Source organism: Nocardioides islandensis, from assembly GCF_015352455.1.
Taxonomy (GTDB): Bacteria; Actinomycetota; Actinomycetes; order Propionibacteriales; family Nocardioidaceae; genus Nocardioides; species Nocardioides islandensis.
This window is the reverse complement of record NZ_JADKPN010000004.1, coordinates 140784-162084: the sequence shown is the minus strand read 5'-3', so window position 1 is coordinate 162084 and position 21301 is coordinate 140784. Positions and strand designations below refer to the sequence as shown.

The following is a 21301-nucleotide window of genomic DNA, read 5'->3' as shown; positions in this document are numbered from 1 at the left end:
TCAGGCCGGAACCTTCGCCTTGGAGGTTCGCAACTTGTCGAGATGCCGGGCGAGCTTCTTCGGATCTGCTGCGCGGCCCTCAAGCAGGGGCTGAGTGATCTGCCCACGCTCCGCCTTCGGGATCGGTTCGACGGTGATCCGCAGGCCGAGGGCTGCTGCGACCTCCGCCAAGGTGCCGAGTGTCGGGTTGGAGTTGTCGGACGATAGAAGGCGCCGGATCGTGGCCGGCTCCTTCTGGATCGCCCGAGCCAGCTCGGCCTTCGAGAGTCCCGCAGCCTCGCGGGCGTCGTCGATGGCGTTCACGACCTGGTCGATCGTGGCGATGCGCATGGATTCGACGACGTACTCGCGGAGGAACTCGGGATCCTCGAGGTCACGGGCCAGGTCGTCCCAGAACGCAGTCTGCTTCGTCATCAGCTTCAACTCCTCGCCGAGAGCGTAGCATATATGTTACGCGTCTGGCGAAGAACCCGTTCTGCGAGGGTCGCCTTCCCCTGCTTCCAGACTACGTTCGAACCGGGTGGGCCGAGGCGGCAGACGGCCGTCGGCAGCTAGGACCGCGTCACAGTTCTCATCACGGCCTCGACTAGGAGCTGGCGAACCTCAGCACTGCTGGTGAGGGCCTCGATCTGCGACAGCTCGATCACCATGATCCGCCGGCCCTCGGAATTGGCCAACGAGACAATGTCGTTTGCCGCAGTCCTGCTCTGAGGGTCACCAGTGATGCCGGATCTGGTGACGAGAATCCCGTGTGACGCGTTCGCCAGCCGCATCTTCCAGTCGAACCACGCGACATCGCGAGCAGTAACGGGGTCGACCGTGTTCTTGCACTCGACGAAGACCGTGTCGCCGAAGGAAGGAAAGCCTCCCGGAACCTGTTCGTTCCAGATGATCAGGTCGATCTCCTGAGATCCCGAGGCGCTCCAGTCGTTGCTGGACTGCACAACGAAGCCGGGGATGTGAGCCAAGAGCCATGTAGCCAGCCTCTGCAGGCGCATGCCTTGCTCGGTCGTCGAGAGCCCCGTTTCCTTGCACGATTCGACGTAGTTCGCGAGCTTCCCAAGGTCGAGGGTGGCCTCCCACGTGGTGCCACCTCCGTGAGGCAGGGGCAGAGGGTCCGGAGGCGATGTCACGCCGTCGCCCTTTCAACGAGCATCGCCAATGCGGCGGGTAGCGCCACCTCCATGAGGGCTTCGAGGAGATCTGCGGCGGACACGAACAAGATGCGATGGCGACTGTCGCTCCACAGACGTGGGCCGTCCCGCACATCACCGAGGCTGATTGCGAGGAGGGTACGACCGCCGCTTGCCGCTAATGTCCGTTCGAGCCGTGGCCGGACTGCGGGCCAGGAGCCGCCTCGAGCCAAGATCTCTACGGGCAAAGGTGTGCCCAAGGTGGCAGTCAGCTCGTCGTGCCAGATGGCGAGGTCCGGCACAGTGACATCGGACGACGTAGTGCTCACGCGCGTCGTCGCACCAGCAGCCTTGAAGAGGTCGTCGAACACGCGGATGGCGTCTGCTCCCTGCAATCCAGCATGGCTCAACTGCTGCCGCGCAGTCTGAACTGTCGAAGTCGGAATCTTCGAGGAGCTCGCTAAGGGGTATGTCTGCTCGCTGGGGGCCAGAGGACGAGCCGCAAGGCGCTGCACCTTCTCAATCAGTCGTTCGGGAGTGTCCCAACTCGTGAACGTGACGTCGGCCAAGTCTGCGGGGATCGAGGAATCCTCGCCGACAACCATGGTTGGCAGTCCTGCTCCGATAGCCGCGCCCGCCTCAACAAGAACATTGCGGCTGGCAGGATCCTCTGGTGCTGGCATGAGAATCACGGCCACGTCTGCCGCACTGATCGCCCGGAGGAGGGCGTCGTGGCGTGTGGTGGCCCCGGTAGCCGATTCGGCTGACGAGACGTCGAAGGTGTTGCGTAGCCAATCGCGGACCCGGATCGCATCGGCGTCGGCGTACGAATAGCTCACGAAGACCTTGAACTGGCCCTTGGTGTTGTTCACGTGTCCATACTGCCCGTGCCGTGCGACAGTCCGGAGCCTGAGCTCGCTCTCGGCGCCGCGACCTACCCTTGCGACGTGACCGATACAGACTGGATCGCGATCGGGGCGATCGCAGCCGCGATTACGGCGCTGTTCACGGCAGCGATGGCTGTCGCAATCGTCGTGACGGCGATCTACGCGAAGCGCACCCTCGTGGCCACCAGGGAGGACAGCCGTTCGCGCACCCGCCCGGTGCTGGTGGCCTACCTCGAACGGGAGCTGTTATCCCCCGGCACCATCTTGCTTGTGGTGAAGAACTTCGGAGCTTCGACCGCAACCGACGTCCGTGTCGACTTCGATCCGCCGGCACCGCCCGCTGACGAAGTCGCCGCGCTCGCCGACAGCGACATGAAGAAGTGGCTCTATCAGCGGTTCGCTGTGCCTGTCCCGGTTTGGGGGCCGGGATGGACGACTAGCAATGTGATCCGTAGCGGTCAGGACTCTCTGGAGCCGATAACTGTGACACTGTCCTACGAAGGGCCAGACGGGTCGAAATACTCAGAGCCCTTCCTTCTCCACCCAGATCACGTCCTCAAAGAGACCTCCTCTGCGCCCAGCAAGACGGACAACCCCATTAAGTTGGGCCAGCAGGCGGTCGCGGCGATGCAGGCGCTCGTGCGGACTATCCGAACGCGCTGACTGCCTGGACTGCGTGCGAGTACGGCCGGTCCCGCCCACCGTCTGGTGCAGACGGGACCGGCCTTGGCACTCGGTCAGCAGCGGTTGTAGGTCGTGTCCTGGCCCTTGCCGCAGCTCCCGCACGGGGGCAGGCGGTCGCTGGCGTCGTCAAGGTTGACGGACCAGCCGCAGTTCGTGCAGCAATAGCGGCCGATGCCGGGCTTCTCACCGATGTCGTACAGCTCGATCACCTCCTTCACGCAAACGTCACCGCATGGCTCCGACACATCCTTGGACCCAATGGCCTTGAATCGTGACAAGGCTGCGGGCGCCGTGGAGTCGACGCCCGCAGCCTTGCCCGTCGGTTACCCGTTCTCGGTGACGGTGGTGTTCGGGCTCCGCTGAGCCGTTCCCTTGGTCACGTACCGGCCGCTGATCGCCGACCGGTACGCCTTGCCCGCCCCCTTGTTGCCGCCGGACTCGACGACGGAGGTGCGGGGGTGACGGGCGGCAGCCGCCCTCGAGATGTAGCGCCCCGTGATTGCGCTGCGCGCGTGGCCCTTGGCCATGTTGGGACCTCCAAGTCCCTCGCACAGAAGCTTTGTCGAGTAGTCTTCCCGTTGCTACCCGTGACGGCTCTTCGACTGGCTTCTGCTGGTTGAGGAGCCGCACTTCTGTGGGCCCCACAGTCAGCTCCTCTGTTCGACCTGACTGCTGTCTGTGTATAAGTCCCGGGTCTTCGATTACCCCCCAGACTTTCTTGCCGCCGAGCCCTTGCTCTTCCACTGTCCCTCCGCACGCGCGACGATCCTCCGCGACGTCTCGTTCGGCACGGAGCGTCGAGCCGCCCTTGCCGACTTCGTTCCGAGTGAACTGTTGTTCACCTTCGCTCTGATCTCTCTACTGGTCACGCGATACCCCTCTTCTTCAGTCGGCCCCGCTCGTTCGCGAGCATGCGTTCCACGGCCTTCTCGGTGATCCCGAGGAAGTCTGCGATCTCCGCGTGCGTCCAGTCAGCAGCCCTCAGGTGCATGAGCTTCCGGACTCTGGGATTCTTCACGGTGGACATGGCATCAGCCGCCGTGACGCCGGCGACCACCTGCGATTCAGGACTCTTCGAGGAACGTCCGATCGAGTCGATCAGCCCGTCGTCGTCCGTGACCAGGTACCGATTTCGGTTCTCTCCTGCCAACCAGCGGCGGTAGACGTTCGGGAACCGGATCAGGCACTGGCCGATGAAGTACGTGCGGAGGGTTGCGCCACGGCGGTGGTCCCATTTGCGCTTCATCAAGACGTCAGTGCGGAAGTGGGCCAGCGCCTTCGCCACCGTCTCGTTCGTCAGCTCGGCGTTCTCGTCGTCCGTGAAGGGGCGGTCCATGGCAGGCAGCCCGCCGAAGCCCCTGCTCTTGCAGCGCTCGAAGATCATCCTCCGGCCGATCCAGCTGGCGATCACGGCGTAGCCGTACTTCGCGAGCTCGTTCGAGAAGTGGTCCCACAGCGGGCCCTGGTATCCCTCGAGCGCGAGGTCCATGTTCAGGTCGACGTCGCCGGCCATGCGGTCGACCGAGTCGGCGAGGTCGGCCTGTCCGGCTTCGACGAGCCATGCCTCCGGGACCGATGACTCAGGTTGTATGCGCGCGCCAGAGGCGCCGGACTGTTCCGGCTCGCTCTCCGGCTGCGGGGCCATAACCGTCTCTTTCCTCGGGGACGACCAGCGACTCCGTCGATGGTTGTTCCCTCATAAGTGCACCTGCCGCGACCACCCCCCAACTTTTCTCGAAGAACTTTCGGGGTGTGCTGTCACTTGCAGTCATTGTCCGCCGTGACATCGACAGCCCCGGTGGTTCACTCGGCGCGTCGAGTGGCAGGAGGGCGCCCAGTCCTCAGCCACGGAGTGTGCGTCGGATCTCGTCCGCAGTGAGCCCGCGGCTGGCGAGCCGGCGGATGGCACGTTCTCGGGCGCGCCGGCTGATCGGCTTCCTGTGCTCGTCCTGCCATTTGGAGCGTTCACCGGCCAACCAGCCCATGGCTGCGTCGCGCACAAGTGGCTGCCACTCGCTGCGGATTGCCGACGGTAGGCGCGGAGCGAGGTCGGGCCAGGCGTCGACCAGGAGAGCGCCGTCGAGATGGTTGAACAACTGCTCTTCGTCGCCGTGGGTGACGAGCCACGCGTAGGCATCGATGCGGCCGTCGCGGTTCAGCAGGTCGGACGTTCGGAGGCTTCGGCCGGCGTCGCGGACGTCGATCGGGGCGAAGCAGGCCGGTGGGTCGACGCGCCAGAGCTGGTCGGGCACGAGGTAAGTCCCACCGCGTTCGCCGTGGACCTCGCGGAAAGTCACCCGTGGCTGGAGGCCGAGGTCGAAGCCGAGCGAGTGGAGGATGCGCTCGGCCACGGCGAGCGTCGGGGACTTTGTGCCCCGCTCGTACGCCGACAGCGTGGGCTGGGACGTGCCAGACCGGCGGGCGACGGTTTCCTGAGTCAGCCCGCGCGCGACGCGGGCGACCTCGAGCAGCGAGCGTCGGTCCACCACTAGAACATATCCAAAAAGATCTGACGCGCCCATAGCGGGACGATGGCCTGCACACCTGTCCTCCAAAGGCACCCACTGACCTGAAGGAGTGCGAGATGAGTGTGGCTGACTACTTCGGATTCGACGACCCCGAATCCGCACTGATGACCGAGGCACGGGCCGGGTGGCTCCGGTGGTGTGCCGAGAACCCCGACCTCGCGGTCGTCGACGACCTGACCGACCTCCGGGCCTGGACCTGGTGCGCCGAGCGTGAGGCGAAGGGCCGTGTCTTCGGTCGCCTGGCCGAGATCGCGCAGACCGAGGACGCGGCGCGGGCTGCGCTGGTCTGGCTGCTCTTGCCCGGCGCAGTCAACCTGGCCGACGGGTTGCGCGACCTGACCGCGGACATCGACGGGCTGGTCGCCGGCCAGCTCTGGATCGAGGTCTCCCGGAGCCACCTGCACTCGCCGTACGGGCTGGCGAAGGCGGTCCTCAACAGCACCCGACGCGCCGTGCTCGCCGAGCTGGGTGTCGGCAGCCACGGGCGGCAGCGCGATCGGGCGTGGAGCCAGGCGGTCCTGCTGGACCGGTTCGAGGAACAGGCGGTGCAGGGAGAGTCCGAGCGCGTCGATCCGTACGACGAGCTGGTCGAGGTGCTCGACGCCGCACTGCGCGACAACGCCGTCGGGGGCATCGACGTCTGGCTCCTGCACGAGCTGGCGGTGGCCGCCCACGCCGCGGACGCGCCGATGCGCCGTGGGCGGTGCGGACTCACCTCGCCGGCGCTGGTCGACCAGATCGCCCGACGGCGTCCGGAGGCCGCGCGTACGCTGCGGCGGTGGCTCGGCAGCGCGGTCGACGAGCTCGCGGCGTACGTCGACTGCTGGCAGGACGACGCCCGGCTCAAGCAATGGCGCGCCGACCACCCGCACCGGCTGCCCACCGAGAGGGACCTGCTCGAGACCGAGCGGGTCTACGACGAGTTCCTCACAAGCCGAGGCCAGGGCCCTCGCTGGGAGCCGGTCGGGACGGATGGGGTTCCGCTGGTGCTGCGCGCCTCGGCTTGAGTTGGGTGCGGATCCGATACGCCAGCGCGGCGGTCGGATGGTCGTCGGGCAGCGGCTTGCGGGACGCCGCGCGGGCAAGCAGCCGTTCGGCGTCGTGCCCGGTCCGCTGCAGCCGGTCGAGCTCGCGCGCCAACTGCAGGGTCTGGTCGTCGCTGCGGCCAACACGCTCGACGATCTTCGACTCCCAGTCGCGGACAATGTCGGTGTAGCGCTGGTTGATCCGGGTGGTGAGCTTGCGGTGGTACGCCGCGGCGGCATCGTCGTCGGGTGGCGGGCCGGCGAGTCGGCGGTCGTCGTCCGGGACGCCCTGAGCTGCCCGCCACAGAGCGACCTCGCCGTAGAGCGCACCGTCAAGGACGTCGGCGTACCGCTCGGCCCACGCCGGCAGGGTGTCCCGCGGCTGCGAGCGGACACGGTCGGCCAGGGTCCGGACCCGCTGGGCCCGAGCCTCAAGGCACGGACCCCACGTCGAGTGAGCGGCTACGCCTGAAGGGATGCCGGGGAGCCAGGGGAGTGGGCCGACGCCGGCGGCGTCCAGCTCCTCCTCCCCGCCCGAGCCGAGCACGCGCCGGGCGCCAAGGGCGACCGCGTCGGCGTACCGGACGACCGCCTCGTGCAGCTGTGCCTCCACACGTGCGGCCGAGGCGGCCCTGGTGGTGGCGGAGACGGCGGCGCCATCGCGGGCGAGGATGCCTTCGAGCATCTCGGTGGCAGTGAGCTGGTCGCCGAGGCCGGGCAGGGCGAGCTGGTGCGGGTCGGTGGGAGCGGCGAGCACGACGTGGGCGTGTTTCTCGCTGCGGCCGCGGGTGAGCATCGTGTAGAGCAGCTGCCGGGACTCCTCGCCGGTGACGATGCCGTGCATCGCGTCCGCGGTGAGGCCCTGGGCAGTGTGCACGGTGCTGGCGTAGCCGAGGTCGACGTGCGCGGCGACGTACTCCGCGGGCAGCGTCGTGGCCAGCCCGGAGCCGGTGTGCCGCACCGTCAGAGCACCGGCGTGGACGCCGGTGACGGTCCAGCGGTCGCCGTTCTTGACCCAGTCGGTGCCGCTGACGCCGAGGCGGCGGTCGTTGTGGCGGGTGATGATCGTGTCGCCGACCGACGCCTGGTTGCCGTCGCGCAGCGGCACCTCGGTGCGTGGCTTCGTCCCTTTGAGGCGTACGGCGCGGGCGCGGGCGTTGAGCTCGGCTACGAGCTCGCGGGTGGGGGCGAGCATGAGGCAGTCGCGACCGCCGCCGGTCTCGCGGGTCCAGGAGTCGAAGACGGTCTCGACGCAGGTTTCGGTGTCGCCGACGTGGACGCGGTCATGGTCGAGGTAGTACCCGAGCGCGGCGGGATCGCCCTCGCGCAGGTCGAGGGATGCGGCTGCTTCGGCGGGGTCGGCGAACCGGACGACCTCGTCGAGCCGGTCGGCGCCGTGCCGGTGGGCGATGTCGCGGAGTACGCCGCCGGCGCCGATCGCGGCGAGCTGCTGGTCGTCGCCGATGAGCCGGACGGTGGCGCCGCGGGCCAGGCAGAAGCCGACGACCCGGTCGAGGGTGAGGGTGTCGGCCATCCCGGCCTCGTCGATGACCATCAGGGTCTGTGGGCCGATGCCGGCGGCCCAGCCCTCGAACCGGTCGGTGGTGATCTGGTGGTCGAGCTTGGCCAGGGTCTCGCTGGAGATCTCGGCGGCGTCGGTGAGCACGGCGGCCGCGGCGGCCGAGGGGGTGAGCCCGATCACGTCGTACCCGCGGTCGGTCCACACCTGCGCGAGCACCTTCATCGCGGTGGTCTTGCCCGACCCGGCGGGCGCGAGCGCGAGCCGGACCCGGCTGTCGCTGCTGGCCATCGCCAGCACCAGGTCGCGCTGACCGCGGTTGAGTCGGTCGCCCTCGACCGCGGCGGCACGGATGGTGATCTCGACCTCCTCGGGATCGAACGAGAACGCACCGTTCATCCCGGCCGCGGCGAGCAGACGCTCCTCGGCCTCGAGGACGCAGGCGCTGGTGAAGTGGTCGCGGCCGGTATGGCGGTAGACGCTGGTGCCGTCCGAGCGCCGCAGCGCGTCGGGCTCGGTGATCGGGTCGCGGCCGGGGGTCAGGTTGATGAAGAGCTGCTCGGCGGCGTCGACGACCCACTGCACGACTTCGCTGACCCGGTCCGGAGGCACGGCGACGTCCCGCACCTGGCGCTGCGCCTCGGCGTACACGTGCCAGGACTGCCAGGTCGCCAGATGCGACTCGAGCTCGCTCAGTACGCGCCGCGCTGTCGCGCTCACCCAGTCCGCCGACACCTGCTGCGGCTCGGGGGCGCTCGGGTGCAGCGCGGCGCGGATCATCGCGCCGAGCCGCGCCGAGCCGAGGAGGTCCGTGGCCTGCCGCAGCCACGCGTCGCGCTGCTCGGCCTCCGAGCGCGGCTCGTGCTTGGCCTGGCGAGTCTCCAGGTTCGCCTGCTGGGCCAGCGCCACGGCCTCGACCGGCGTCGGTGGCCGCCCCTGAGCGCGGGTGAAGTCGCGTGCCAGCTCTCGCTGCCGCTTGGCGATATCGGCTCGACGTGTCGACCAGAGCCGACAGAGGCTCGGGTCGACCCCGACGATCTCGCGCACCGGCCGCTTGCCGCCCGGCAGGGCCGGACGAGCCTCGAAGCGGATGCCGAGCAGCGCGTGCAGGTGGTGCTCCAGCGCGGTGTTGAAGGTCTCCGAGGCGGCCACGACGTGCTGGTGCAGCACCCGTCCGTAGATCGAGAGCCACTTGCCCTCGCGGGTCTGCACCTTGTTCGCAACCGCGACGTGGGTGTGCATATCCGGGTCGCCGGCCCGGGAGTCACGATGGGTGAACGCGGTCGCGATCAGCCCGCGGGTCTCGACCTGCCGAGCACCGTTCGCACCCTCGCGGGTGAAGATCACCTCGCGCTCGAGGTAGGCGATCGCGTCGGCGACCGCAGCGTCGTGAGCCTGTCCGATCAACTTGGCGACCTCGGGTGGGGCAACGGCCCAGAGCGTCGAGACCGACTTCACCGGGCTGAACGTCAGGTCGTACCCGGCGACCGCGGTCTGCCGTGGCCGGGAGTAGCGCGCCAGCGCAGCCGACAGCTCGCGCTCCGAGGCCGGCTCGCGGTCGTGCTCCCGGACGAACCACTCGCGTGCGACCTCCGACTTGATCCTCGCGACGAGGTCGTCGGGCGGACGACCCGCCGCGGAGGTTGAGCTTGTCGAAACCCGCCGCTGCACCTCGGCGTTGAACCCGTCGACGCCCTCGGTCCCGTAGACCTTGTATTCCGACCCGAGCGGCTCACCTGTCAGAGGATGCGACCCGGTGCCGAAGAGGTGCTTCATCTGCTCGGCGGTGACTACGTCCCCGGTCTCGAGTCCGTCGATCCCGGCGAGCCCCGAGCCGACCCAGCGACCGGGCGCCTCGCCCTTCGCGGCGTAGTAGTCGGCCAGGGGAGTGGCGCCCTTCTCCGTCGAGTCGAGCGCAGCGACCTGGTCAGTGAGGTACTCGTAGCCCGACCCGGCCGACAGCTTATGCAGCGTCATCACATGCCGCAGGGCCACGGGCCTGCCGCGAGTGGCCAGGGCGGGCGGGCCAATGAAAGAGGTGTGTGGTCGGGGAGTGAGTGGTCGGGAAGTGCGGGGAGATGGCCATGGGAGGACGGGGAGCGCGAACCGTGAGATGGGAAATCAGGGCGGCGGAGCGGGGAGCAGAGGCGGAGACTGCAGCGGGGCGCTAGATCGAGCTTGGGTCAAAGGGTTCATCTGCGCCTATCCCATCCTCGTCCGCGGCAACATCCGGGTCTTCGTCGACCTGGCGTCTGACCTTGAGCAGGGGTCCAGCCGCTCGACTGACCGTGTCCGACGTTACGAGCGCTACGTAGCAGACGTCTGAGAAGGCCATTCGGCGGAAGTCGTCGTCATCCATCGGTAGAGCGTGGCGTTCACTGAGCGTGCCGATCACCATGTCGGCCTCCAGGTCTTGAAGCCTGCCGGCGAGCCATTCGGCGTCGACCAGGAGCACATCTTGTGCGTTCTCGCCCTCTGGGAACTCAATCGCTCGGGCCACGACTCGCCCGTCCACGGACCACGCTGCCTGATGGCCTACCCATCGGGCCGCGCCAAGGAGTTCGGGTGTGGGCGCGTAGAAGTCGACGGATTCGTCAATCGAACAGTCCAGGGTGCTGCCTTCCCAGAGGTACTGCTCTACCGCGGGTATGGGCTGGAGCCCGAGATCGCGCAACTTGATCGGGATGTCGTAGTCGTCCACTTCGACTTCGCTGGTCGACACAATCGGCGCAGCCGCTGTCTCACCGAGGTACTGGTGCCGCATACGCCTCGTTTCTGGCATTCCCCGGCCGGATAGGCCCTCGCGTTCGATGAACTCATACAGCTGGGCTCCCTGGCCCCGTGGCACGAGCCACGAGAACTGCAGGAAGAAGACGTCACGTTCCCGTTTAGACATCCCTGTGCGCTGTGCGTTGTCCCGATCCCAGGTCGAGTAGCGCTGGATCGCGATCCACTTGCGGCCATCTAGATCGGAGCACGAGAACATCGACGAGGCGGTTGGGAGGTCGTCGGTCTTCGCAACCCACTCGTCTGGAGTGGCGGTGACATCCATCGCGGGGGAGTCGAGCGTCGCCCACTCGGCGGCTGCGTCTCGGGCTACGCAGCAGACTTGGGACTCACCAATGACAGTGCTCGGCGGGAGGGTCGGGTCGAAGTCACGTCCGTACCAGACCCACGGCCCTTCGTATGCGTTCTGCTTGGTACTCCATGTCTCAAAGGACGGGTGGAAGTTGTCGGCGAGGCGCGCCAGCAGTTCTCGATGCGCAATCCACTGGTACTTCTTGCCGAACCGCTCGGCCTTGTGTGCCTCTCGTCCGCGCCTGAGGTTGTGATTCTGTTCGAACGACTCGAAGCGCTCTGTGGTCCAGCCAAGCGAGATGGCGCGGTTTGCGATCCACCGCCCCGCCCAGTTGACGTCCACCTCATCTAGCGGATTCTTGTGGTTCTTCTGAGTTGGAGCCGGACCAGATAGCGGATGCCAACTGAAGAACTCCACGTCGCTCTTCACGACGTACTTGTTGAAGTCGCCGTACCAGTCCAGGCACGAGTGGAGGATCGACGACGCGCGCCAGGCGGTGAAGTTGCCATCGGCATCCTTGATCGGACCATGGGCTGCTTCAAGCTCGCCTCGAGTCGGTGGCTCGTTGGGTGGTTCAGCGCCGTAAGGGGGTGAGAAGTTGGGCAAGCCTGCCTCCGCGAGGAGTGAGCGGTCGGCACACCATGCGGCGATGCCTCGGACAGAGTCCCGCGCGATGACGTCGATCGGGAGGCCAGACACGTTCCAGTCAGACAACTCTTCAAATAGGACGCGAACACCGTCGAGGTCTTCGTCGCCGCCTACGAGAACTGCTCCGTAGCAGCACGTCAGCACGCGCTCCTGGACGTACGGATCATCGGTCTCCCTCGCGGCCCGCACCAGTGAAGGCGTCACAGCTAGATGCGATGACAGAAGTTTGACCAACGTTTTCGACGCACCGTCTCGGAGGAACCTGTTTGGGGATGTGAACAGCCACATCAGAAGGATCGATGCGAGCCGCACCTCTTCGTCGCCAACTGAGTTCGAGAGGCGCTCCGCCCATTTGGTCAGCCGCCGATATGCGTCGGAGTACTCATCGACTTGGAAGGTCGTGATCGACCAGGTTGCGTCTCGATCTGGCATGCAGCGCCCGACGAGTTGTGCGTGTAGCCAGTCTGCGTTTCCTGGGTGCCCCTCACGCGCTGCCAAGGCGAGAACGGCTTCGACTCCACGCGCATCGTCCTCGGGACCTAATGCGATGGTCTGGCTAAGGAGCTCCAGCGCGCGGTCCCCGAAGGCGGAGGCAGCACGGTCCGTCAGACTCTCGTGCATCGCCTCCTGCAGTCGGAAGTCGTCGGGCATGTCGGGCAGGAGGTCGATGAGCTCGACGCCCTCCCTTTCCGGAAGTACTACAGCCAACGACCGCCAGGACCACGGTGCGCCCGCGACCTTCTTCGCAAGCAACCGCCTTCTCTTCACCTCCCGCGGGAGTGGGATGAGACGGCGGGCCCAGGCACGAGACTCTGACTCGACCGTCGCCAGGAGTCGGTCGGCGAGGAGGTGTTCGGAGTACGCCTGGAACGGAAAGGCGACGGCCTCAGTCCCGTTGTAGGTAGGACGGAGTTCGATGAGGCCTTCGCTCGCCAACTGTTGGAAGAGTGTGTCTGGCCACGTCCGGCTGGGAAGGTAGGCATCCACCTCCTGCTCGATCAGCTCGCGGGGGACAGGTCGCCCACCGTTGTCGAGGATGCGGTCGGCAACATGCGTCATGGCGTCTGAGATGATCGGGCTTGTCGGGGCGAGGTTGAGCCTGTTAGCCGCCTTTCGTCCAATCACCTTCGAGTAACGCCCGAATAGGCTGGATCGTGAGGGAGCGTCAGCCCCCTCGAGGGGGTCTGCTGCCATCACTTCGCAATACATGCGGAGAAAGAGCGGACTGCTCAAGGCTGGTTCGAAGAGGCCCTTGGACGGAATGGGAATGTCGAACAGGTTGCAGTACGCCGCCAGTGCCTCCGCTTCACGACCTGCGAGTCCTGGATGCCGAATCTCGATTAGCGAGGCCGGTGCTCCGACTACATCGCGGTAGTCGGTCCTGTAGGACACGACGAGCGCGACGTGGGGGTACTTCTGGAACTGCGCGAGCATAGCCGGCAGTTCGTCTCGCCATCGCCTGGGTGACTGAGATTCGTTGATCGCGTCGATCACTACGAGAGCACGACAGTGTCGCGCCTCCGCCAAGGAGTCGAGCGCCTGCAGGAAATCGTCGCTGGCGACAGCCATTCCGTCGAGTGTTTCCGCCGTTGCCGGCCACCAGTTCTTATCGCTCAGCCGCTGGCCCAGGATGGCGAGGGCTGGAACACCGCGAGTGAGACAGTCGTCGACAGCACGCATCAACGCGTGGGTCTTGCCTTGGCCCGCCGGGCCGATCAGAGCGAATCCGCGATTGGTGAGGGCCTTGGCGGCGCTGCCGGTGGCCAAGTACTGTAGGGCCTGCAGAGCGGAAATGGCTGAATCCAGGTTTCGCCGGTCATAGGTCGACAATTTCTCCCACTCGACGTACGCAAGATCGACCAGCCTGCTCGTGAGCCCTGCGATCTTCCCGAGATCAGGTACGAGGGGTGGCAAGACGTCCCCTTCGCTATCGCCAGTGCCGAAGGTATGTGCGCAGGCGTCGTCGAGCTCTGTGATCAACGGTACTGCTGCGCCCGTGCTGGCGCCCCACATTCCGATGTCATGCATGGCTGCGCCGATCGCGCTTTTGGCGAGAGTACGGGCAGTGGCGACGAACGATGGGCCGATCACCGACGCATCGATGATGCCGTTGATGGACGACGGGGAGTCGGCCTGAGGGGTGTAGCGCTCACCTGCCACTCGGACCGACTCGGCGAACCTGTCCTTCAACCACTCGTCCGTGATCTCGAGTCCGCCGAACCAATACTCGCGACGTCCAGCATGCTCTTTCCGAGTCAGCTCTGCTGTGATGTCTCCGGCGCGAAGGGTGGCGAACTCGATTCCGCTCGCGGCTGGGAAATCGGAGCGCCACCGGGCGACGGCCTCGTCCCAACGGTCTTGATCTGCCTTGGTGGTCCCTGCCCCCGAGTCCGTAAAGTCGTACGGCACCACGAAGGTCAACTTCGTCAGGCTCGGACGCTTCGCACAGACGGCCTCGACAGACTCACGCATGCCACCGAGTGCGTCGGCGAGGCTGGCATGGAATTTCGCCTGGAATCCCTCTTGGTGCCCGTCCGAGTAGAGCTCGTACCACTCGACTCCCGCGTCCGGAGCACGGGTCTTTCGAGTCTCGAGGTGACCATCTCGCACGGGCGGACGAAGTTGGTAAGAAAGCTCCTCCCATGCCCGAGCCTGACTCCCCTCGTGGGCGCGAATCTCTCTCAAGCGGACATGGGCACCGCCAGGGCGCGGCGTCACGCCACAACCTCGGGCACGGCGGTCTGCTTGATGTGCTCGAGCGTGTCGACGATGAGCTCGACGTCAGCATCGGGGAAGAAGTAGTCGGGGCCGGTGGGGGCGTGGTCCGTGTAGGGGGACTCGAAGAGACGGGCCGGCTCCATGACTCCGTTCTTGGTGAGCTCGTCGATGATGAGGTTCACGAATCGGACCTGGTCGGCGGAGAACTTGGTGTTGTCGAGGTAGTTCTCGAATGCCTCGATGGCCGCGGACCGATCGAGGCCGACGAGGCTGCGGACGAAGATGCCGAGGCCGCCGCCCTGCTCGGTGGCCCATTCGATGTCGACGTGGTGGCCCCCCGAGGCGACGAGCATCTGCTCCAACTCCGTGAGATCCTCTCCGGTCAGCTGCTTGTTGCGACGGAGGCGCTGGAGGGCGAGGTTGTCGAGGTGCTCGCGCAGGTAGGCCTCTGCCTTGGCGCGAAAGCGCTCGAAGTTCGTGCCGGGCGTGACTCTGGGTAGGACGACTTCGATGCCCTCGCCGAGGATGTCCTCAAAGTCGGTGTAGACGGGGTTGCGCGACGTCTTCTCGATGAAGCGGACCAGGGTGCGCAGCTTGCGGCGCGCCTCCTCGAGCATGGGCAGGGTGACGTCGATCCACCATTCATCGCCGGCGACCGACTCCAGCAGCACCGCCCGCTCGGCGACGCTCGGGATGGTTGTCTTGCCTAGCAGCGCGGACGCGATGCGCTGCACCGTCTCGCGCAGTCGTTCGGCCAGAACCGCGTCGCCGTCGAGTTGAGCGAGCTGGCGGCGCAGTATGAGCAGGTCGAAGCGCTTGGCGTCCTCATCGTCGTCATGAACCGACGACGGGAGTCCGGCAAGCGCGAGCAGTGCCTCGGTGTCCTCCGCCTCGATCGACCTCCAGGCGCCGGTGTCGGCGTACTTCTCGACTGCCTTGCGGTGCGGGCGGACCACGAAGTTGTCAAGGTTCATCCCCGCGACGACCTCGTGCAACGTCGACGCGGTCGAGGTCCGCAGGTCCGGCTCGGTGTCACCCAGCCCGATCACCAAACCGAGGCGCGCTTCGAAGAGACGCTGAGACAGCGACTTCTGGATCTCGCCCTGCGAGCCCGGGAGATCCTGGCTGAAGTACTCGAGGTTGCCGCAGAAGTCGAAGACGAGGAAATCCTCCTTGTCCTCGTCCGGGCCGAACAGATCTGGGCACAGGCGTGTGCCACGTCCGATCATCTGCCAGAACTTCGACTTCGAGCGGACCATCTTGAAGAAGACGAGATTGACGACTTCGGGGACGTCGATGCCGGTGTCGAGCATGTCGACGCTGATCGCGATGTGCGGCGCCTTGTCCTTGATCGAGAAGTCGTCGATCAGTGACTGCGCGTACGGGGTGCCATGGGTGATCACGCGGGCGAAGTGGCCGGCAAGCTCGGGATAGGCGAGATTGAAGCGCTTCTCGATGAACTCGGCGTGCTTCTGGCTCTTGGCGAAGACGATCGTCTTGCCCAGTCGGTCGGCGCCGGCCACCTTGTATCCCTGGATCATTAGGGTTTCGAGGACCTTGTCGACGGTGTCCTCGTTGAAGAGGAACCGGTTGAGGTCTTCGGCATCGACCTCCTCGGGCGGACCGTCCTCGCCCCAGTCGAGGGCGTCCCACTGGTCCTGCTCTTCCTCGGTGAGGTCGTCGTACTTGATGCCCGAACGCAGGAACTGGGTGCCGACGCTGATGCCCTTCGGTGGCACGAGGTAGCCGGACTCGACGGCCTCGTCGAGGGAGTAGTTGTCGGTGGGTACGCCGTCTTCGAGATGGAACAGTCGATAGGTGTTGTGGTCGACCTCGTCCTTCGGCGTCGCCGTCAGACCGACGAGCATCGCGTCGAAGTAGTCGAAGATCGCGCCGTACCTGGCATAGACGGAGCGGTGGGCCTCGTCGATGACGATGAGGTCGAAGTGGCCCGGCCCGAACCGACGGAGGCCGCCGTCGACCTCGTTGATGAGGTTCATCATCGTCGGGTACGTCGAGACGTAGACGCGGCCCTCGACGGCCTTCTCGGTCACGAGGTTCACGGTCGTCGAGCCGGGCAGGTGCTCCTTGAATGCGTTCGCCGCCTGGCGCACCAAGGCCGTGCGGTCGGCGAGGAACAGCACCCGCTTGACCCAGTTCGCCTTCTGGAGCAGGTCGACCAGTGCGATGGTGGTGCGAGTCTTGCCCGACCCGGTGGCCATGACCAGCAGCGCTTCACGCTGCTTGCGGTCAAGAGCATCTCCCACAGCCTTGATTGCGCGCACCTGGTAGGGCCGGCCGGCGATGTCGGTGTTCACCTGCGCCGCGGTGAGCGGCAGCTTGGTCTGCCTGCGCTGGATGAGCAGCTCGAGCTCGTCGCGGGTGTAGAAGCCTTGGGTCTCCCGTGGCGGGTAGCCGCCGGCGTCGTCCCAGATCCGGTGCTCGTAGCCGTTGGTGTAGAAGATCACGGGTCGGCGCCCGAACTGGGCCTCTAGGCAGTCGGCGTACAGCTTGGCCTGTTGCTGGCCGACCTCGGGGGACTTCGACGTGCGCTTGGCCTCCACCACCGCCAGCGGCAGGCCGTCGGCACCCCACAGCACGTAGTCGACGAAGCCCGTGCCCTCGGCGTTGGGCATGCCCGTGACCTCATACTCGCGGTCGCGCGCCTCGGCCAGCTCCCAGCCGGCCTCGTGCAGCAGGACATCGATGAACAGGTCGCGTGCAGCCGCCTCGTCGTAGTCCCGGGTGTCAGGAGCGGCTGCGGCCTGGGCGGCCGCGATTTGCCGCTTCAGGTCGGCGATCTCGGCCTCGTGTGCCGCGAGGCGTTCGTCCTTCTCGGCAAGCTCGCGAGCGTACGCCTCGTCCCGCTCCTTGAACTTCGTAGCGAGGCGGGCAAACTCCTCGCGAGACAGCGGGGCAGCCTTGGCGGCGACCGCCGGGTCGAACTGCGCCTTCAGCGGCACCACGCCTGGTTGCGGCGAGTGGTGATACGAGGTCCACACCACGACGTTGAACAGCTCGCGCAGCACGGCCAGCGAGACATCCGGGCGGATCTTCCGGTTCTCATGCACTGCTGTGTTGGCGATGCGCCGGATCGCCGTCAACTTCTGGGCGATGCCTTGCGGCACCTTCGCCTTGAACGCTGCGTCGTTGATCTTGGCGGCCAGGTCGTCGCGGTAGGGGATCGGCAGCGACAGGACTTCGTAGAGGTAGCCGACCAGCTCCTCGACGACGCGCCGGCTGTAGAAGCACGCCGAACGCGGGTCCGACGACAGGTACGACTCAGCCCGGGCGCAGTCGTCATGCAGCGACGGCAGCGTTTGGCGGACGAAGTCGAAGTTGCCCATGGCGATAGTTCACTCGCCGTCGCTGTCGATATCGAAGTGGGTAGCAAGGCGCTCGAGAGTGAACTCCTGCCTGAGTTTGCACGCGCTGTGCTGGCTGGCGAACATGCCCTTCTCCCAGTAGGCGTCGCTCTCAGGCCGGGCGTCGAGCCACTCCACGGGGACAACCCACTCCGCCTGCTCGTCGTCGGGGTGGTCGAAGCGTGCATGCGGCTGGGACTCCAGATCCTGCTCGGCCAGCTGTACCCAGGCGCCACCGACCTTGACCCGCGCGTCTATCCACCTGCTGGCGGCCGACAGCGTCCTGCCGACCGCGACGTAGCCGGTCCCTGGGAGGTTGACCCAGACGCGTGCGCCCTCGGGCAGCGAACGCATCGTCTGGCTGTAGAACCGGCCACCACCGGCGGCGATGAAGTTGAATCGCCGGGCGTCGGCCCAGTTGCGACCTCCGCCGTACGACACGTACCAGTCGATCTGGTTCCACGGCGCCCGCTTGCTCTTCTTGCTGCCCTTCGGAGCGGCCGCCGTCTCCTCGTCGGACGCGGCCAGCCACGACCTTGCGAGATAGCGCCGGTTGTCGTCCTCCAGATACGCGAAGAAGACGGCGTTGACCGGGACGCCGAACTCGCGCAGGTAGTTGACGATCCGTTCCGAGCTGGCGTCGAGCTCGGCCGCCACGATGGTCAAGCTCAGCTCGCCATTGAGCTCGTCGGGTGGTGCACTGCCGAATACGTCTTCAAACGCCGCCTCGAACGGCTGGTCAAGGTGCTTGGTGGCGATGTCGATGATGTCGTCGCGCGACAGGGTGGACGCCCACGAGCCGTAGTCGAGCACCTGGGCGACGACCTCGCGTGGGGTCTTGTCGCGCTTGAGCTCCAGCAGGTGAAGATTGCCGTCGACGTCAATTGCCAGCAGGTCGAGACGCGGCCCGTACGGCGTGATCACCTCGCTGCCGATGACGAGCAGGCGATCTCCGAGAAGCGAAGGATCACGCTTGAGGAACTCGTGCAGGTCCTTCTCTGCAGGGAGCACAGATGTCGCCAGCGGTTTCGGCTCGTCGCCGTCGATGCGCCACATCCTCATCTCAACGGGCATCAGTCACAGCTCCCCTCGAAACGCGCGGGCTTCGAGAGAGGCGAAGAGCTCGTCGTCTTTGGTCGCGGCTCGCCGCACAGCGTTGAGAGACTCATCCACTGCCCCCAAAGCTTCGGCGAACTCTGCCTGGGCCCGGTCGGATGCCCTAGGCGCCGGGGACGTCTTCACGATGGTGGCGTTCAGATTCGGGAGCGTGGCACCGAGGGCGCTCCGCTCCAAATGCGACTTCATCCGAGGAGATGTGACGACCGAGTGAAGGAAGCGGCTATCCACGGCGCGGGGCCGAAGAATCAAGGAGCCGGTTCCGCAGAGCATGCCATCGTGCCCGGGTCCGGCGACGCCGGCGCGACCCATCTCACCTCGTCGCCCGAGAACAACGTCCCCTTCGTGAAGCCGGTAGAGCGAGAGTGAAGCGGCCTTGGTGTCAGTCACAGAAAACTCGCCGTCTGGTTGCAGCTGTCCGTCCCGGATGTGCATCGGGTTGATGACGGGCACGCCACCGGAGACGTAGTCCTCCTTATGCAGCAGCGAGCCGAAAGGGCCGATCTGAACGTTCGCGATCTCACCGAGTGTTGAGCTCCAGATCTCAGTCACGAACATCTCGTTGAAGATCGACTGCGTCAACGCGTCGACGTGGGTGAGGATCTGGCGGCGCTTGGCGCGGAGCGCGTCGGCGTGGTCGAGGATCGCGGCGATGCGGCGCTGCTCGGGGACGGGGGGCAGATGTAGGTCGAATCGGAGGAGTTGCTCGCGGTTGAGCTTCGGAATATTTGCGCGGTTCGACAAAGACGTCGCGTAGTCGAGGAAGTCCTGGCTGCGGAGTACGTACGCGACGTACTCGGGAATGGCGAGGTTGCGGTCGACATCGAGCGCGTACATGTCAGCACTACAAACCCCCGCGAGGTCGACGAGGGCTACCTTGTTCAGGTTGGGACGAATCTTCGAGTACAAGACGTCGCCTGCCTCGAATCGGTACTTGCCGCTGGTTACGCCGTCCTCGCCAGCCGTCCGATAGTCACGTAGACGTCCGGAGCCCTTCTCGATGGAGTCGGGCGCGATATGAGGCAGGCGGGCGAACTCCGGACGAGTTGGATCAACAAGCGATGACCGAACGGTGCAGACGTCGCCGAGCGTGGTCACGAGAGCATCGCCTTCAGCTCGGCGAGCCCTTTGGCGATCTCGTCTTCCAGAGTCTCGATGTCGGCGATGATCTCCAGCGGAGCGCGGTGCTCGACCTCGTCGTGGACGATCTCCTTGTACCGGTTGATCGAGAGGTCGTAGCCCTGGGCGACGATGTCCGCCTTGGGAATGAGGAAGGAACAGTCGGTCCGGGCACGATCCTTCTCGGTCGCGCGGTTCTGCCAGCGGGCGAGCACGTCGGGCAGGTCGTTGGCTTCGACGGGGTTGCGCTTGTCGTCGAGAGAAAAGCCGTCGGCGCGGACGTCGTAGAACCAGACGTCTTCGGTGCCGCCCGAGTTGGTCTTGGTGAAGAACAGGATCGCCGTCGAGACACCAGCGTATGGACGGAAGACACCGGGGGGCAGCTTCACGACCGCGTCGAGCTTCTGGTCCTCGACCAGGATGCGCCGCAGGTCCTTGTGCGCCTTCGAAGAGCCGAACAGCACGCCGTCCGGGACGATGACCGCAGCCCGCCCGCCAGGCTTGAGCAGCTTGAGGAACAGCGCGGCGAAGAGCAACTCGGTCTTCTTCGTCTTGACCACGCGCTGTAGGTCCTTGGCCGCAGACTCGTAGTCGAGTGAGCCCGCGAACGGCGGATTGGCCAGGATCAGCGTGTACTTGTCTGCATCTCCGGCTGCTCCCTCGGAGAGAGAGTCTCGGTAGCGGATGTCGGGGGACTCGATGCCGTGCAGCAGCATGTTCATGCTGCCGATGCGCAGCATGGTGGAGTCGAAGTCGTAGCCGTGGAACATCGAGGCGTGGAAGTGCATGCGCTGCGTTGAGTCGAGGAGGGCCTCGGCATGGGTGTCGCGCACGTACTCACTCGCGGCGACCAGGAACCCGGCCGTGCCGCAGGCCGGGTCGCAGATCTCGTCCGACGGCTCAGGAGCGGCCATCTCGACCATGAGTTTGATGATGTGCCGAGGGGTGCGGAACTGGCCGTTGACGCCGGCGGAGGCGATCTTGGAGAGCAGGTACTCGTACAGGTCGCCGTTAGTGTCACGGTCCGCCATCGGGATGTCGTCGAGCATGTCAACGACCTTGGACAGCAGCGCCGGGGTCGGGATGGTGAAGCGGGCGTCCTTCATGTGCTCGCTGTAGGTGGTGCCGTCGCCCAAGCTGCGCAGGAACGGGAACACCTCATCGGCGATGGTCTTGTGCATCAGCTCGGGGGAGGCGTTCTTGAACTGGCCCCACCGCAGGTGCGCATGGCCCGGCAGGAAGACCGGGTTGTCGACCTCGGTCCTGGTGACGCGCGCCTTCTTCTCCGCCAGGGTCTGAATGTCGTCAAGACGTCGGATGAACAGTAGGTAGGTGATCTGTTCGATGACTTCCAGCGGGTTGCTGATGCCACCGGACCAGAAGGCGTCCCAGACGCGGTCGATCTTGCTCTTCAGCTCACCCGTGATCACTGGCGCAACTCTAGTGAGCGCACGGCGTTCAGACGGCGGCATTGGCCACC

At 66.0% G+C, this 21301-nt stretch carries 15 protein-coding genes; 2 read left to right on the top strand and 13 right to left on the bottom strand.

Annotation, left to right across the window (positions count from 1 at the left end; translation table 11 throughout):
• The 3 genes from ISU07_RS09625 to ISU07_RS09615 form a co-directional block, all read right to left on the bottom strand.
• A complete protein-coding gene (locus ISU07_RS09625) occupies window positions 1–414 on the bottom strand; it encodes a helix-turn-helix domain-containing transcriptional regulator (protein WP_194706667.1) in 414 nt (137 codons plus the stop codon).
• Window positions 415–551: 137 nt separating this feature from the next.
• Window positions 552–1133, bottom strand: coding sequence for a restriction endonuclease (locus tag ISU07_RS09620; protein ID WP_194706565.1), 582 nt, complete (start codon window positions 1131–1133; stop codon window positions 552–554).
• Window positions 1130–2005 carry a hypothetical protein gene (locus tag ISU07_RS09615; RefSeq protein ID WP_194706564.1) on the bottom strand — a complete coding sequence of 292 codons (876 nt, stop codon included), beginning with the start codon at window positions 2003–2005 and terminating at the stop codon, window positions 1130–1132. The genes ISU07_RS09620 and ISU07_RS09615 overlap by 4 nt, the downstream gene beginning before the upstream one ends.
• Window positions 2006–2080: 75 nt before the next feature.
• On the opposite strand from ISU07_RS09615, the gene ISU07_RS09610 reads away from it, so the two are divergent.
• A complete protein-coding gene (locus tag ISU07_RS09610) occupies window positions 2081–2683 on the top strand; it encodes a COG1361 family protein (RefSeq protein WP_194706563.1) in 603 nt (200 codons plus the stop codon).
• 74 nt (window positions 2684–2757) lie between these two features.
• Here the strand turns inward: ISU07_RS09610 and ISU07_RS09605 are convergent, their stop codons facing one another.
• The 4 genes from ISU07_RS09605 to ISU07_RS09590 all read right to left on the bottom strand — a co-directional run bounded on the left by ISU07_RS09605 (window position 2758) and on the right by ISU07_RS09590 (window position 5190).
• Complete coding sequence (locus ISU07_RS09605) at window positions 2758–2922, bottom strand: zinc ribbon-containing protein (RefSeq protein ID WP_323742521.1); 165 nt, start codon at window positions 2920–2922, stop codon at window positions 2758–2760.
• Between the two features lie 105 nt (window positions 2923–3027).
• Complete coding sequence (locus ISU07_RS09600) at window positions 3028–3231, bottom strand: hypothetical protein (RefSeq protein WP_194706562.1); 204 nt, start codon at window positions 3229–3231, stop codon at window positions 3028–3030.
• 338 nt (window positions 3232–3569) lie between these two features.
• Window positions 3570–4349 carry an RNA polymerase sigma factor gene (locus ISU07_RS09595; RefSeq protein ID WP_194706561.1) on the bottom strand — a complete coding sequence of 260 codons (780 nt, stop codon included), beginning with the start codon at window positions 4347–4349 and terminating at the stop codon, window positions 3570–3572.
• Window positions 4350–4545: 196 nt separating this feature from the next.
• Entirely contained in the window at window positions 4546–5190 is a 645-nt protein-coding gene (locus tag ISU07_RS09590) for a helix-turn-helix transcriptional regulator (protein WP_194706560.1), read from the bottom strand.
• Between the two features lie 98 nt (window positions 5191–5288).
• On the opposite strand from ISU07_RS09590, the gene ISU07_RS09585 reads away from it, so the two are divergent.
• On the top strand, window positions 5289–6239 hold the full coding sequence (locus ISU07_RS09585) for a hypothetical protein (protein ID WP_194706559.1): 951 nt from the start codon (window positions 5289–5291) through the stop codon (window positions 6237–6239).
• Here the strand turns inward: ISU07_RS09585 and mobF are convergent.
• The 6 genes from mobF to ISU07_RS09555 form a co-directional block, all read right to left on the bottom strand.
• Window positions 6160–9753, bottom strand: coding sequence for a MobF family relaxase (gene mobF / locus ISU07_RS09580; RefSeq protein ID WP_194706558.1), 3594 nt, complete (start codon window positions 9751–9753; stop codon window positions 6160–6162). The genes ISU07_RS09585 and mobF overlap by 80 nt on opposite strands.
• Window positions 9754–9943: 190 nt before the next feature.
• Complete coding sequence (locus ISU07_RS09575; protein ID WP_194706557.1) at window positions 9944–13975, bottom strand: NACHT domain-containing protein; 4032 nt, start codon at window positions 13973–13975, stop codon at window positions 9944–9946.
• 242 nt (window positions 13976–14217) lie between these two features.
• Window positions 14218–17568: a DEAD/DEAH box helicase family protein gene (locus ISU07_RS09570; RefSeq protein ID WP_194706556.1), complete on the bottom strand. Its 3351-nt coding sequence runs from the start codon at window positions 17566–17568 to the stop codon at window positions 14218–14220.
• Window positions 17569–17577: 9 nt separating this feature from the next.
• Complete coding sequence (locus tag ISU07_RS09565) at window positions 17578–18642, bottom strand: PDDEXK family nuclease (RefSeq protein WP_228521579.1); 1065 nt, start codon at window positions 18640–18642, stop codon at window positions 17578–17580.
• Between the two features lie 21 nt (window positions 18643–18663).
• A complete protein-coding gene (locus ISU07_RS09560) occupies window positions 18664–19800 on the bottom strand; it encodes a restriction endonuclease subunit S (RefSeq protein ID WP_194706554.1) in 1137 nt (378 codons plus the stop codon).
• Window positions 19797–21251 (bottom strand): type I restriction-modification system subunit M, encoded by a 1455-nt coding sequence (locus tag ISU07_RS09555; RefSeq protein ID WP_194706553.1) that lies wholly within the window; start codon window positions 21249–21251, stop codon window positions 19797–19799. The genes ISU07_RS09560 and ISU07_RS09555 overlap by 4 nt, the downstream gene beginning before the upstream one ends.
• Window positions 21252–21301 lie beyond the last annotated feature (50 nt).

What these genes read in the sequence shown, in the direction of transcription:
- ISU07_RS09585 (WP_194706559.1), top strand. Translation starts at nt 5,289, where the DNA reads ATGAGTGTGGCTGACTACTTCGGATTCGACGACCCCGAATCCGCACTG.
- mobF (WP_194706558.1), bottom strand. Translation starts at nt 9,753, where the DNA reads ATGACGCTGCATAAGCTGTCGGCCGGGTCGGGCTACGAGTACCTCACT.
- ISU07_RS09625 (WP_194706667.1), bottom strand. Translation starts at nt 414, where the DNA reads ATGACGAAGCAGACTGCGTTCTGGGACGACCTGGCCCGTGACCTCGAG.
- ISU07_RS09600 (WP_194706562.1), bottom strand. Translation starts at nt 3,231, where the DNA reads ATGGCCAAGGGCCACGCGCGCAGCGCAATCACGGGGCGCTACATCTCG.
- ISU07_RS09595 (WP_194706561.1), bottom strand. Translation starts at nt 4,349, where the DNA reads ATGGCCCCGCAGCCGGAGAGCGAGCCGGAACAGTCCGGCGCCTCTGGC.
- ISU07_RS09575 (WP_194706557.1), bottom strand. Translation starts at nt 13,975, where the DNA reads ATGCGTGAGTCTGTCGAGGCCGTCTGTGCGAAGCGTCCGAGCCTGACG.
- ISU07_RS09565 (WP_228521579.1), bottom strand. Translation starts at nt 18,642, where the DNA reads ATGTGGCGCATCGACGGCGACGAGCCGAAACCGCTGGCGACATCTGTG.
- ISU07_RS09570 (WP_194706556.1), bottom strand. Translation starts at nt 17,568, where the DNA reads ATGGGCAACTTCGACTTCGTCCGCCAAACGCTGCCGTCGCTGCATGAC.